Below are 15,163 nucleotides of genomic sequence, written 5' to 3'. Positions count from 1 at the left end.
CGCCCCCACCCCCACCGCCCGACGGGCAAGTCGTGCAGCGCTTACGTTTAGTTAAACGAGTCACTGCGGTGATTCGCAATGGCGTTCGAACGCCATTCAACCAGTTCGTTAATGATCCCAGCACTGAAGACGATACGGCTTTGGGATGGAATCAACTTTCCACGGGTGCACCGATCGGTCTGCTGAACGTCAATACCAGTGACGCCTTGCGATCGGGGGACGACATTGAATACACCATCTACTACCTAGCCGATGGCAATCAACCGATTTTTAACGTCAACCTCTGTGACCAAATCCCGGACGGCACCATCTATATTCCCGGCAGTAGCGTCCTCAGCCAAAACAATAGCCCCCCGGCCACCGCAGGCTCCTTCTTGAGTCCCTTGCAACCGCTGCCCAGCGGCAACGCTTGTACGAATCAAAGCAATCCCAATGGGTCACTGGTTTATGGCTTGAATACAATTTCCAGCAATCCCGGAGCCAACTTTGGCTTTACACGCTTCCGTAGCCGAGTCAATCTAGGGCAGTAGCAAGCCCTCCAGTCTCCCCAAGGAGAGATCAATCAGCCACGATCGCCTGCAAGTCACCCGATCGATCTTCCATCGGCTCTAGTCCTGTGAGTATGATCGACAGGCAGCTTATGCAGGCTTTCTGGTTGTGGCTTACCGTTATCTTTTATTTCACAAACCCTACAACGTCCTCAGTCAGTTCAGCGACACCAGTTCGCCGGAGCAGCGGCGATCGACGCTGAAGGATTACATTCCCGTGGAAAATGTCTATCCTGTAGGACGATTGGATCATGACAGCGAAGGGCTAATGCTGTTAACCGATCACGGCGCACTGCAACATCACCTCAGCCATCCCAAGTTCCACCATCCCCGCACCTACTGGGTACAGGTCGAAAACATTCCGACGCCGACTGCGCTCGACCAATTACGCAAAGGCGGCCTTGCCATTCAAAACTATCGCACCCGGCCTACCCAAGTCCGGCTGTTGGAGGAGGAGCCCAACTTCCCCGATCGCAATCCGCCGATTCGCTACCGTAAATCCATCCCCACCGCTTGGATCGAAATCACTCTGACGGAGGGGCATAACCGCCAAGTGCGCCGCATGACCGCCGCCGTTGGATTTCCAACCCTGCGCTTAGTGCGCGTTGCGATCGGGCATCTTCAACTCCAAGGCTTAGCACCGGGAGAGTGGCGCAATGTCACCTCCGAGGAACTACGATCGCTCCTCCACTGGATGAAAGGCACTCAACCCAATCAGCAGCCCCGGGCACCACGATCGCGTGCTTAGCCTTTAACGAGTTTTTAAGATTGCGCAATTTCCCCGGTTAGATCCCTCCAGCCTCCGGGCATATTGGAGAGTAATTTAGTTGACCAGCAAGCGATCTAACGAAATCTGGGATAGAGACATCGGTATGCAAACCATTATTCGTGGCAAAGAACTTTCTGGTTATCGGCTGCTTGAATGTTTGTATCAAGGCAGTCGAACTGAAGTTTATCGAGCCATCCAGGAAAGCGATGGTCGGCCTACCGTTATTAAGTTTCTCCGAGCCAGCTATCCCAGCTTCAACGAACTGCTGCAATTTCGCAATCAATATACGATCTCGAAAAATCTAGATATTCCTGGCATTGTCCGCCCCGAGCACCTGATCGCCAACGGCAACAGCTATGCCATGACGATGGAAGATATTGGGGCAGTTTCTCTTCGAGAATATACTCAAGACCAACCACTCAGCCTCCAGAAAAGCCTCAATATTGCGCTCCAACTGAGTGACATTCTGCACGATCTCACCCAAAATCATGTCATTCACAAAGACATTAAACCCGCCAACATCCTCATCCAACCCAGCACCCACCAGATCAAGCTGATTGACTTTAGCATTGCCTCCCTTCTCTCCAAGGAGACCCAAGACATTAAAAATCCTAACGGTCTTGAAGGAACCCTGGCCTATCTGTCACCGGAGCAAACGGGGCGGATGAACCGGGGTATCGATTACCGTAGCGATTTTTATGCGTTGGGAATTACCCTATTTGAACTGCTATCCGGATCCCTGCCCTTTCAATCCAATGACCCAATGGAGCTCATCCATTGCCATATTGCCAAGCATCCCCCCCGGTTAGACGAAGTTCTCCCCCCAGCACCTCAATCAGGCCCAGCATCCGAATGCCCCGAACACCGCATTCCCAAAGTGGTGGCCGATATTGTAGCTAAGTTAATGGCAAAAAATGCCGAAGATCGCTATCAAAGCGCCCTAGGTCTGAAGTATGACTTGGAATGCTGCCTAGAACAACTCAAGGCAACGGGAACGATCGCCCCCTTCGAGATTGCCAGTCGCGATCGCAGTGAGCGTTTCACCATTCCTGAAAAACTCTATGGGCGGGAAACCGAAGTTCAAATCCTGTTAGATGCCTTCGATCGCGTCGCGCAAGGTGCCACAGAACTGATGCTTGTGGCTGGCTTTTCTGGAATTGGCAAAACCGCTGTCGTGAACGAAGTTCATAAACCGATCGTGCGGCAACGGGGATATTTTATTCAGGGCAAGTTTGACCAATTTAATCGCAATATTCCCTTTTCTGCCTTTGTCCAAGCCTTTCGGGATCTGGTAGGACAACTGTTGAGTGAAAGTGATGCCCAGCTAGCAACGTGGAAAGACGCAATCCTCTCAGCCTTGGGCGACAATGGCAAAGTCATCATTGAAGTCATTCCCGAACTGGAAACCCTCATTGGATCACAGCCCCCCGTTCCCAGCCTAGCGGGTAATGCAGCGCAGAATCGATTCAACTTATTGTTCCAAAAATTTATTCAAGTTTTCACCAAGCCTGATCATCCCCTCGTTATCTTTTTAGATGATTTGCAATGGGCCGACCTGGCCTCTTTACAATTGCTGCAACTGTTGATGGAAACGACGCAATATTTCCTCCTCGTGGGAGCCTATCGGGATAACGAAGTGTCTGCCGTTCATCCCATGATGCTCACCATCAATGAGTTGGAGCAAGCTAAAGTTTCTGTCAATACCCTAACTCTCCAAGCCCTAAGTCAGTCCAATATCGATCAATTAATTCGCGATGCTTTCCACAGAACGGCTGATCCACTCTCCCATCAGACGGAGGAACTCAGTCGATCGCTCACAGATTTGGTTTACCAACAAACCCAGGGCAACCCCTTTTTTATTACCCAATTTCTCCAAGCCTTGTACGAAGATGGTTGTATTCGATTAAGTGCGGAGACGGGACATTGGCAGTGTGATCTCCACCAAATTAAAGCCCACCATCTAACCCATGATGTGGTGGAATTTATGGCGCAGCAGTTACAGAAACTGCCCCCAGCCACCCAAGAGATGCTGAAACTGTCAGCTTGCATCGGTGCACAATTTGATTTGCATACGTTAGCAATCGTGTCTGAGCAGTCAGAAATCGAAGTCGCCACGGCCCTTTGGAAAGCACTTCAGGATAGATTAATTCTTCCAATTAATGAAACCTACAAATTCTTCCAAGGTGAAACAGGTACAACTCCTGAAGTGGAGGCGATCGTAGTTCCCTACCGCTTCCTCCACGATCGGGTGCAACAGGCAGCCTACTCTCTCATCCCTGAAGCGGAAAAATTAGCAACCCATCTACAAATCGGCCAATTACTGTTGAAAGATAGCGCTCCAGAAGATCTTCAAAGTAATAAAGTGTTTGAAATCGTTAACCACCTGAATCGCGCAATTCAACTGATTAACGATCCGCAGGAGCGCCACCACCTTGCGCACCTAAACCTCGCCGCCGGACAGCAAGCAAAACTCTCCACCGCCTACGCCTCAGCCGTCGATTATTTTCAGCGATCGATCGATTTATTCACACCCCAACTTTGGTACCAGGATTACCCCTGTGCGCTGTCTTTGTATACCGACACCATTGAAGCCACCTATCTCAATGGGGACTTCGCCACAATGAATCAGTTGCTGGTGGAAGTCGATCGCCATGCAAAAACCGATCTCGATCGCGTGAAAGCCCAGGAAATTCACATTGAAGCTCTCGTAGCCCAAGGTAAATTATTAGAATCCGTGCACCTTGGGCTGCAAATCTTAGCGGAGTTTGGAATTGAATTTCCTCAAACGCCTACCTTTGAAGATTACACCCAGGCACTGGCAAACGCGAGACAGATGATTGGCGATCGCCGCGCCGCCGATTTACTGAACCTCCCAATGGCGACCGATGAACGCGCGATCGCCATCACCCGAGTCTTAGCCAAACTAGGAGCCCCTACTTACCTGTCTGCTCCCGCCCTCTATCCGCTCTTACCTTATCGGGGCGTAGTCATTTGTCTGCAATTTGGAGTTTCCCCTGCATCTACCTATCTCCTGGTCTGCTACGGGTTACTTCACTGCGCCATGTTAGACGAATATGATGCAGGGTATGAATTTGGGCAACTTGCGATCGATCTGTGCAATCAGTTAGGCGATCTAGAATTTCAGGCAAGAGCTTTATTAATGAATGGCTTATTCATTACCCATTGGAAGGAGCACATCCGTAATACCTTACCTCAGCTACAAGCAGGCTATACCCAGGGGTTAGAAAGTGGGGATTCCGCCTACACGGCCTATTCTGCCTTCACCTACTGCTTCCATTCCTATGCCTTAGGACAGCCCCTGCCGAATCTCATTGCGGAAATTGAACAGTACGAGCAGGTTTTAGAACGACTCAATCAAGGAGCCATTCTGGGGTATCAAAAGATCTACCACCAAATGGTCTTTAACCTGCTCCATCCATCAACCGATCCCTGTGCCATCGTTGGAACCATCTACAATGAAGAGGAGATGCTGGCTCAACACCAAGCCGCTAGCGATTACGTGGCCCTAGTCCATTTGCTAATCAATAAATTAGTCCTCAATATTTGGTTTGAACAGTGGGACAGCGCGATCGCCCATTCAGAGTTAGCAGAACAATACCTAGGTGGGGCTGCGGCTTTGATCATGATTCCCATCTATTATTTCTATGATTCTTTAGCACGGTTAGCCTATCTCCAATGGCAAACTGATCACGAACCTTCTAAGCAACGCATCGAACAAAATCTACAAAAACTCAAAACTTGGGCGCACCACGCTCCCATGAATTACCAACATAAACTGGATCTGGTTCAGGCAGAATACTGTCGAGTGTTAGATCAGAAGGTGAATGCGATCGAATTCTACGACCGGGCGATCGTCGGAGCTAAAACCAACGGTTACATCCAAGAAGAAGCCTTCGCCAATGAACTTGCGGCTAAGTTTTATCTCAATTGGGATAAAGAAAAAATCGCCCAAACTTACATGCAAGAAGCCTACTATGGCTATGCTCGTTGGGGGTGTACCGCTAAGATTCAGCACTTAGAGCAACGCTATCCCAAGCTTTTAGACTCAATTTTACAAAACCAATCCCTCGAAAGTATTGCCAGTCGATCGACCACGCTGCAACCCCCATCAACCCTTGTTACCCAGGCAAGCTCTACCTTCATTTCAAATAATGCAATCTTCTCAGCAGCATTGGATTTGACCTCTATCCTCAAAGCATCTCAGTCCCTTTCCCGAGAAATTCAATGGGAAACCCTGATTCAAACATTAATGACCCTAGTGTTACAAAATTCAGGAGCCAAGAAAGGGATTCTGATTTTACCGAGGGAAAATCAATGGACGATCGAAGCCATCACCTCGATCGAGCCAACCACCGCAGATTATCAAACTGTTTTGGCTGCAATTCCCCTAGAAGAAAGCCGCGATCTCCCAGTGAGCATTGTCCAAATGGTGAAGCACCGCTTGGAGCCGATCGTTCTAGATGATGCAAGCAAAACCAACTCTGGCATTGTGGATCACTATCTTCAAGTTCAGCAGCCTAAGAGTGTACTTTGCACACCCATTTTGAACCAAGGGAAACTTATTGCCCTGTTGTATTTAGAAAATCGCTTAACGATCGGTGCATTTACGCGCGATCGATTGGAAGTGTTGCAATTGCTCACCGCCCAAGCCGCAATCTCTTTGGAAAATGCACGCCTGTACAACAACCTAGAACAAAAAGTTCAGAAACGCACCCAAGAACTGCACGAGAAAAACCAACAGCTATCACAAACGCTCACAGAACTACGACAGACCCAAGCCCAACTAATCCAATCAGAAAAAATGTCCAGTTTAGGCCAACTGGTCGCTGGCATTGCCCATGAAATCAATAATCCCATCAGCTTTATCTACAGCAATTTAGATCACGCTGATAGCTACTATCACACGCTGATGGAAACGCTAGAGTGCTACGGAGAAACCTATCCCAATCCCAATGACGAACTTGACGCCTACCTAGAAGATATCGAGTTTATTCGAAAAGATTTTCCCTCGTTGCTGAAATCCATGAAAGTAGGCGCTACCCGAATTCGGGAAATTGTTCTGGAACTGCGGGATTTTGCCCGTCTCGATGAAGCAGAAGTGAAACAGATCGATATCCATGAAGGGATCGAGAGTTCACTAACCATGATTCACCATCGTTGTGCTGCCAAAGGCGAGCGACCAGCGATTCAAATCATTAAACACTACAGTCAACTACCATCGATTACCTGCCATGCGAAACAAATTAATCAAGTGATGATGAACGTTTTAATGAATGGGATCGATGCTCTAGATGCTGTGCAGCCTCATCGTTGGAATGAACAGAAACAACCTACAATTACTATTCATTCAGAATTGCAAGAAACAGAGAAACAAAATAATGTTCAATCCCAAAAAGGAATCTTAGTACGGATTTCTGACAATGGAGTTGGCATTCCTGAAGATATTAAAGATCGTATATTTGATCCATTCTTTACCACCAAAGACATTGGCCAAGGGACAGGCTTGGGCCTATCGGTTAGCTATGCGATCGTCACAAAGCAGGGAGGTTCGATCGAAGTGATTTCTGAACCAGATCAAGGAACAGAAGTAATTATTTTCTTGCCAATTGAGTAGTTTGTAATCCCTGATTTCTCCAAAATCTCTCTCCAAGTTCTACTGACGATCGATACAGCCTTTTGATTGACTGATCGAGACTTGTTTTGACTAAAAATGAATGGGGTACTCTAAGGATTAGTCAACCACGCACGACACAACAACCATAGGGAGACCTAAGATGATGGAAGAACTAGTCGGCTACCAATTCCTGGAAAACCTGTATGAAGGAAGCCGAACCGTTATCCATCGTTGCCTACGAATGGCTGACCAAAAGCCTGTAGTCATAAAGTTCCTGCGTCATGAATATCCTTCATTTAATGAATTAGTTCAGTTTCGGAACCAGTACAACATCTCCCAGCAATTAAACGCCCCTGGAATTATCTGCACCTACAGCCTCGAAACCTATGGCAATGCCTATGGTTTGGTGATGGAAGATTTTGGCGGCATTTCGCTGTCCCAATGGTTACAGGACGTTCAGCCCAACTTGATAGCATTATTGCAAGTAGCGATCGGGCTATGTGATAGCTTACAAGTTCTCTACCAAAATCGCATCATTCACAAAGACATCAAGCCTGCCAATATTCTGATTCATCCCGAAACGCAGCAAGTTAAACTGATAGACTTTTCCATTTCCTCCCAACTGCCTCGCGAAACCCAGGAACTCCTCAATCCCAACACCCTAGAAGGAACCCTGGCCTACCTATCGCCAGAACAAACCGGACGCATGAACCGGGGTATTGATTACCGCAGTGACTTTTATTCCTTTGGCGTCACGTTATACGAAATGCTGACGGGGCAACTGCCTTTCCCAACGGATGATCCCCTAGAACTCATCCACTGTCATTTGGCAAGCCATCCAAACCCAGTCCATTTAATCAATCCAGCGATTCCCGAGGCATTGTCTAACGTCGTCAGCAAACTGATGGCAAAAAATGCTGAAGATCGCTACCAGAGTGCCCTAGGACTTAAACATGATTTAGTCACCTGTTTACATCAATTGAAAGAATCTGGCACGATCGCAGTGTTTGCCCTAGGCAGCCAGGATTTGAGCGATCGCTTCACCATTCCCGAAAAACTCTATGGTCGAGAAGCAGAAGTACAGACGCTCCTGAATGCCTTTGAGCGAGTGACCCAGGGCCATGCTGAACTCATGCTCGTCGCAGGCTTGTCCGGCATCGGCAAAACTGCCGTCATCAATGAAGTTCATAAACCCATTGTGCGACAACGGGGATATTTCATTAAGGGAAAATTTGATCAGTTTAACCGTAATGTGCCCTTCTCTGCCTTTGTCCAAGCCTTCCGCGAATTGGTCACGCAATTACTCAGCGAAAGTGATCTGCAACTACAAACCTGGAAAACTCAAATTCTAGAAGCCCTGGGGGACAACGCCCAAGTCATTGTTGACCTCATTCCAGAACTAGAGCGCATTCTTGGCCCCCAACCACCCGCGACGGAGCTTTCAGGAACTGCCGCCCAAAATCGCTTCAATCTGCTCTTCCAACGCTTCATTCGCGTCTTTACCACGGTGGAACATCCGTTGGTGATGTTTATAGATGATTTGCAGTGGGCCGATTCGGCCTCCCTAAACTTGATGCAGGTGTTGATGGCGGAGGCCCAGACCAGCCATCTCTTGCTGCTCGGTGCTTACCGCGATAACGAAGTCTTTCCAGCCCATCCATTGCTATTGACCCTCGATGGCATTGCCAAAGCCGGGGCTACGATCGAGACCATCACGCTACAACCGCTCAGTGACCAGAGCTTAAATCGACTAGTGACAGAGACATTGCACACGGTAGAATCTATTGCCCAACCGTTGACGGAACTGGTAATGCAGAAAACCCAGGGCAATCCCTTCTTTGCCACGCAGTTTCTCAAAGTGTTGCACCAGGATCAGTTAATTACCTTCGATCGCGACGCGGGCCATTGGCAGTGCGATATTGGTCAAGTGCGGGATGCGGCGTTGACCGATGATGTCGTTGAGTTCATGGTAAGGCAGTTACAAAAGCTGCCTGAATCAACGCAAAATATCCTAAAACTCGCGGCTTGTATTGGCGCGCAGTTTGACTTGGAGACCCTGGCGATCGTCTCGGAGCAATCCCAAACTGAAGTGGCAACAGTTCTGTGGCCTGCCTTACAGGAAGAGTTGATTTTGCCCCAAAGTGAGGTTTACAAATTCTACTTGGGAGCGGGGGACTCACAACCCCAGCAGTCCAGTCAATCCCTGAATTATCGCTTCTTACACGATCGGGTGCAGCAAGCCGCCTATTCCCTCATTGCTCTGCCCCAAAAGCAGATAACTCACCTTAAGATAGGGCGGTTATTATTAAGCAACACACCAGAAGAACTACAAGAAACCCGAATTTTTAATATTGTCAATCAAATCAATATAGGTCTTGATTTAATTGACAATCCATCGGAACAATTGAAACTAGTTCAGCTTAATTTAATAGCTGGACAAAAAGCCAAAACAGCAACGGCCTACGCTGTTGCTATTAATTATTTCAGTACTGGCATAAAACTGCTCGGTTCAGATTGCTGGCATGATCAATACGATCTCACGCTAAAACTATATGAATTCCTTGCAGAATCAGAGTATCTAAACACTAACTTTGAAGCAGCAGAAAACCTGATTCAAACGGCAATTTCCAACACACAGCACTCTTTAGAGAAAGTTAAATTTTATGAGATTAAGATTCAATCCTACACAGCTCAAAATCGTCTTTTAGAAGCAATCACAGCCGGTAGACAAGCCCTGGAACTCGTTGGCATCGATTTCCCACAAGATTGTGATTTTGAGACAACCCTTGCCCACCATGAAACGCTCAAGACTCTACTGGGCGATCGTGACATTGAAACCTTAGCAGATCTGCCAAGCCTCGTTGCCCCAGAACAGGCTGCGGCTATGAGAATTTTGGTGGGGTTATTTGCATCTATCTACTTGGCACAACCTAATTTGTTGCCTTTGAAGATTTTTACCATGGTGACAATCTGCATTCGCTCTGGAAACTTGCCCCAAGCAGCGATTGCCTATAGTTTGTACGCTCTGTTTCTGTGCGCTACAGGCGACATTGAGCGGGGCTATCAATTTGGGCTACTGGCCATCACTGTTTTAGAAAAGTTTCAAGCAAAAGATCTTGCCAGCAAAGTCAACCTCCTATTTGGTTTATTTGTTAAGCATTGGAAAACATCGATTCGGTCAACCCTACCCATCTTTCTAGAAGGGCTTACCAGTGGTTTAGAAGTGGGTGATCTGGAATATGTAGGGTACTGTGCCAATTGCTATGCTCAGTTCTTATTTTGGACAGGAGATAATTTAGCAAGCGTCGAAGCTGAAGGTACAAAATACTATCATCTAATACAGAACATCAAGCAAGAAGCTTCGTTAATCTGGGCCAGCACCTGGCAACAGACGGTAGTAAATTTGAGAGGAGATTCTAACAATCCCACCAAGCTGATAGGTACATGGTTTGATGAATCAGAAATGCTACCTACTTTAATTGAAAGTAGAAATGTCAATGGAATTTGCTATGTTTACCTGGCAAAACTTTTGTTAGCTTATCTCTTTGACGAACATCAGAATGCCCAGGAATATGCAAGGAAATTTGAGGAGTATGAACAGGGTGCAGCAGGGCTTTTGATTGTTCCCCTCAAAAATTTCTATCAATCCTTGAGTTTGCTCTCATCTTCAGTGAACATCGAGCCAGGATCGGTCACGATCGATTTGGATAAAGTTGCAGAAAATCAGCGGTTCATGAAAGCGTGGGCTGAGAGCGCTCCCATGAACTATTTACATAAGGTTCAACTTGTAGAAGCTGAAATCTGTCGTGTTTTGGGCAAGCACTACGAAGCGGGCGATTGCTACGATCGCGCGATCGCTAGCGCCAACGACAATGGTTTCATCCAAGATGAAGCACTGGCCAATGAACTGGCCGCCAAATTCTATTTAAATTGGGGCAAAGACAAAGTTGCAGCGGGCTATATGCAAGAAGCCTATTACTGCTATGCACGCTGGGGTGCCCAAGCCAAAGTGGCTGACCTCGAACGCCGCTATCCCAACCTGCTACATCCCATTTTGCAAGCAACAGATCCTTCAGCAGGCTTATTCAATACCCTGCTGACGATCTCCCCAACAAACGTCACCGTACATTCCCACCATCGCAACAGTTCCAGCAGTTCCAGCATCAACCAAACTTTGGATTTTGCGGCTATCCTTAAAGCCTCGCAAGCCCTCTCCAGCACCATTCAATTAGACAAACTACTCCACCAACTCACCCAAATTATTCTGCAAAACTCAGGGTCAGATCGCTGTGCTTTAATTCTCCCGAATCCCTCTGGAGAATGGCAGGTGCGGGCGATCGCGACCGTCAACCACACGCAGCTTTGTACGGAGGATCTGACCCACCATCCCCTACTTCCCGTCAAACTGATTCAGTACGTCAAAAACACCCAAGAACTGGTTGTGATTGACGATCTAGAAACCGATTTACCCTTGACTGGGGACTATCTCAGACAGCAGCACCCCCAAAGTGTGCTGTGTTTACCCATGCTCAATCAAGGCCATCTCATCGGAATCCTGCTTCTAGAAAACCAATCGACTAGAGGAGCCTTTCCCCCCGATCGTATCCTTATCCTGAACTTTCTCTGTACCCAAGCTGCCATTGCCTTGGAAAATGCCCGACTCTATCAACAAGTCCAAACCGCACTGCAAGATATTCAATACCAAGCAGCCCAATTTCGCAGCATCTTTGAGGCGGTCGGGGATGGTCTTTCTGTGATTGATTTAGACACGGGCATGGTGCTCACAGCCAATCCGGCCTATCATCAAATGCATGGCTATTCTCAGGATGAGATTTTGAAGGTTTCCCCCTGGGAAATCCTGGATCCTCAGCATCACCCCAAGTTTGCATCCTTCCTCGAAACAGTACGAGACGGTAAACAATTTACCTGCGAAGCAGTTTGCAAACAAACCAATGGCACTGTTTTTGATATTGAAATTAAATCCGTTCCATTCTGGTACAACGGAAAATTATGTGGCTTGTCCGTAATTCGGGATGTTACCGATCGTAAGCAGATGGAATTGGCCATTCAGGAAAAGAATCGCAGCTTAGAACAAGCCCTGACGGATCTGCAACAGGCCCAAATGCAAATGATCCAAAGCGAAAAAATGTCTGCGCTGGGCAACTTAGTCGCGGGAGTAGCCCATGAAATTAATAATCCTGTGGGATTCCTCGCGGGCAATATCAACCATGCACTCCACTATGTTCAAGATATTTTTGGCTTGTTGGATTTGTACGCAGAGAAATTCCCAACAGTAGATGAAGAGCTTGCAGAAACCATTGAGGAAATTGATCTCGACTATGTGCGAGAAGATTTACCCAAATTAATTCAGTCCATGGAAACCGGAATCGATCGGATTCGTAACATCAGTACCAGCCTACGCACGTTCTCCCGTGCTGACAGCGATCGACCAATTCCATGTAACCTCCATGACGGCTTAGACAGCACCATTTTAATTCTCAAGCACCGTCTCAAAGCGAACGAACATCGCCCAGCAATTGAGATTATAAAAGACTATGGTGAAATTCCCGACATTAAATGTTTCGCAGGGCAACTCAATCAAGTATTTATGAACATTCTAGCGAATGCGATCGATGCCCTAGATGAATCGAATCAGGGACGCAGCTTTGAAGAGATTGCAACCGATCCAAATCAAATCAAGCTTCGTACCAGCATAGAAAATAAACAGGTCAACATTACCATTACTGACAATGGTCTAGGGATGCCTGAAGAAATTACAACCCGCATCTTCGATCATCTATTCACAACCAAAGAAGTTGGGAAAGGCACGGGTCTCGGCCTTGCGATCGCGCGGCAAATTGTTGAAGAAAAACATGGCGGACAGCTTGCTGTACAGTCAACCCTAGGAGAAGGAACAACCTTTACAATGACCCTCCCTATCAACGCAGAATAATCAGAATTCAAATAGTTTCAGAATCACTATTCTCCCCTAGCGCTTGGACGAATTGCTCACGATGCAATAGGGGCATTTTAGGCTACTGATTTTTCGATCGCGGCGTTACTGAGAATCCTCACCCAGGGTACTCTAGCAGCAAGCTCAGTGGTTCAATCCTGCATCTATTCTCAAGTTGACTTTCTTCATCAACTGTTCTACTCATAACCAATCCAGACAACTGGCTAGATTCGCACTTAGGTAGAGAAATAGCAGCCAGTCGCCTCCAGTGCTGAATCGCCCGCAGTTGCCATCTCCTAATTTTTAACGTCTTCCGTTTTAATCCCCCGGCTTAGTCCCCCCGGCTCAATCTCCCCGGCTCAATCTCCCAGCTTGATCCCACTGTGTTTTGTCTGATCGGTTTAAATCATGCGCCAACTCCTACAAAAATTACGGGATTTACCCAAACGAGTTTCTTTACGCCTAAAATTTATTGCGGTCATCAGTTTGTGTTTACTCGTTTCCGTAGCGGTAGGAACTTGGTATTTAGAAAGTATTCAATCCAAAACCTTTGAACAGGAAGCGCGGAGTCGTAGCGAGATTGTCTTGAATTTTGGTGAGGCCAATCGCAAGTTTGTAAGTAAGGATCTCCGTCCTACGATCGAAACCTACACCAGTGATTTCGTGTTAGAGGCAATGTCAGCCACCTTTTCAACTCGCAGAATTTTTGAATATTTCAACGAACTCCTCCCAGAATATCTCTATCGGCAACCAACGCTGAATCCTCTCAACCCAACGGATCAAGCCGATGACTTTGAAACCCAAATTATCCAGAATTTTCAAACCGATCGCAGTCTCCAAGAGGTGACAGGCTATCGCACGTTGAATCATCAAGAAGCTTTTTACATCGCCAAACCCATTCAAGTTGAATCCAGTTGTCTTAAATGCCACTGGAGCCCAGACACTGCACCCGCCAAACTTGTAGAAAAATATGGACGAACCCAGGGTTATGGCTGGAAAGTGGGCGATATCATTAGTACCCTGATGATCTATGTACCCACCCAGGATTTACGAGCCAATCAAACCGCCTTAACCCATACCGTATTAACCACGTTTGCAGCCCTTGCCATCGTTTTAATTGGATTGATCTACCTCTTTTTCGATCGCTTGGTCAACCGCCGCTTGAGAAGTATGGTTCGCGTCATGGGGCAGGTAGCGGCTACGCCCAATTCCACCACCAGACTTTACGATCGCTCCCAGGACGAACTCGGGCTGCTGGCCCAAAGTTTCAATCGCATGGCCCATTCCTTAGAAGAAGCCTATGCCGATCTTGAGGAAAAAGTGAACGAACGAACTGAAACACTGGCGCAAACCCTTACGGAATTACAGCAAGCCCAAGTGCAAATGGTTCAGGCCGAAAAAATGTCGAGTCTTGGGCAATTGGTTGCCGGGATTGCCCATGAAATTAATAACCCTTTGAGCTTTATCCAAGGCAACATTAAACATGTGCGAACCTATACCCAGGATCTTTTAGTCCTCACCAAACTCTATCAAAACCACTATCCCCAGCCAGAACCGACCATTACTGAAACCATCGAGACGATCGAACTTGACTTCATTAATCAAGATTTACCCGATCTCCTAGTTTCCATGCAAACTGGCACCGAACGAATTCAACAAATTGTACGATCGCTACGAACCTTCGCCCGCCTCGATGAATCGGAGTTGAAAACCATTGATATCCACGAGGGCATCGATAGCACTCTGTTGATTCTCCAAAGTCGTCTCCAGCCCAAATCCCATCTAGCCCAAATCGCGATCGTCAAAGATTATGGCGATCTTCCACTGGTGGAATGCTATGCCGGACAACTCAATCAAGTCTTTATGAGCATTATCAGCAATGCCATTGACGCCCTCGAAGAAAGCGCAAGCCCAGCCTCTTCCCACCCAAGCAACCCATGCCAGCCGACCCTCCAGATTGGCACTCGTAGGGTCGATCAAAATCAAGTCATGATTCAATTCACTGATAACGGCCCAGGCATGTCCGAGGATATTCAGAAACGTCTGTTTGATCCGTTTTTCACTACAAAACCGATCGGGAAAGGAACCGGAATGGGCCTCTCCATCAGCTATCAAATTGTCACCAAAACCCACCAAGGAGAGCTAAACTGTATCTCCTCAATGGGAACCGGAACAACTTTTGTCATCAAGATTCCCATTCAGCAATCTCCTAACATTTTGACAGAACAGCTTTAACGTCTTTAATTGATCTCCTGATG

5 protein-coding genes are annotated in these 15,163 nt (G+C 47.3%); all 5 read left to right on the top strand.

Annotated elements, in window-relative coordinates; all coding sequences use genetic code 11:
* A partial coding sequence (locus ACN4EG_RS18145) for a hypothetical protein (RefSeq protein ID WP_431631527.1) occupies positions 1–530 on the top strand: 530 nt, incomplete at its 5' end.
* A gap of 127 nt (positions 531–657) precedes the next feature.
* Complete coding sequence (locus ACN4EG_RS18140) at positions 658–1,296, top strand: pseudouridine synthase (RefSeq protein WP_431631526.1); 639 nt, start codon at positions 658–660, stop codon at positions 1,294–1,296.
* Positions 1,297–1,420: 124 nt separating this feature from the next.
* Entirely contained in the window at positions 1,421–6,952 is a 5,532-nt protein-coding gene (locus tag ACN4EG_RS18135; protein WP_431631525.1) for a trifunctional serine/threonine-protein kinase/ATP-binding protein/sensor histidine kinase, read from the top strand.
* Between the two features lie 160 nt (positions 6,953–7,112).
* Entirely contained in the window at positions 7,113–12,905 is a 5,793-nt protein-coding gene (locus tag ACN4EG_RS18130) for an ATP-binding sensor histidine kinase (protein WP_431631523.1), read from the top strand.
* Between the two features lie 408 nt (positions 12,906–13,313).
* A complete protein-coding gene (locus ACN4EG_RS18125; protein WP_431631522.1) occupies positions 13,314–15,140 on the top strand; it encodes a c-type heme family protein in 1,827 nt (608 codons plus the stop codon).
* Positions 15,141–15,163 lie beyond the last annotated feature (23 nt).

This window comes from Alkalinema pantanalense CENA528 (assembly GCF_050753345.1).
In the GTDB taxonomy this organism is placed as follows: domain Bacteria; phylum Cyanobacteriota; class Cyanobacteriia; order Leptolyngbyales; family Leptolyngbyaceae; genus Alkalinema; species Alkalinema pantanalense.
Note: the sequence above shows the minus strand (reverse complement) of the source record. Positions and strands in the feature narration are given on the sequence as shown.

Bases quoted from the DNA above. Each gene is read 5' to 3' on its own strand.
- ACN4EG_RS18135 (WP_431631525.1), top strand. From the start codon at position 1,421: ATGCAAACCATTATTCGTGGCAAAGAACTTTCTGGTTATCGGCTGCTT.
- ACN4EG_RS18130 (WP_431631523.1), top strand. From the start codon at position 7,113: ATGATGGAAGAACTAGTCGGCTACCAATTCCTGGAAAACCTGTATGAA.
- ACN4EG_RS18125 (WP_431631522.1), top strand. From the start codon at position 13,314: ATGCGCCAACTCCTACAAAAATTACGGGATTTACCCAAACGAGTTTCT.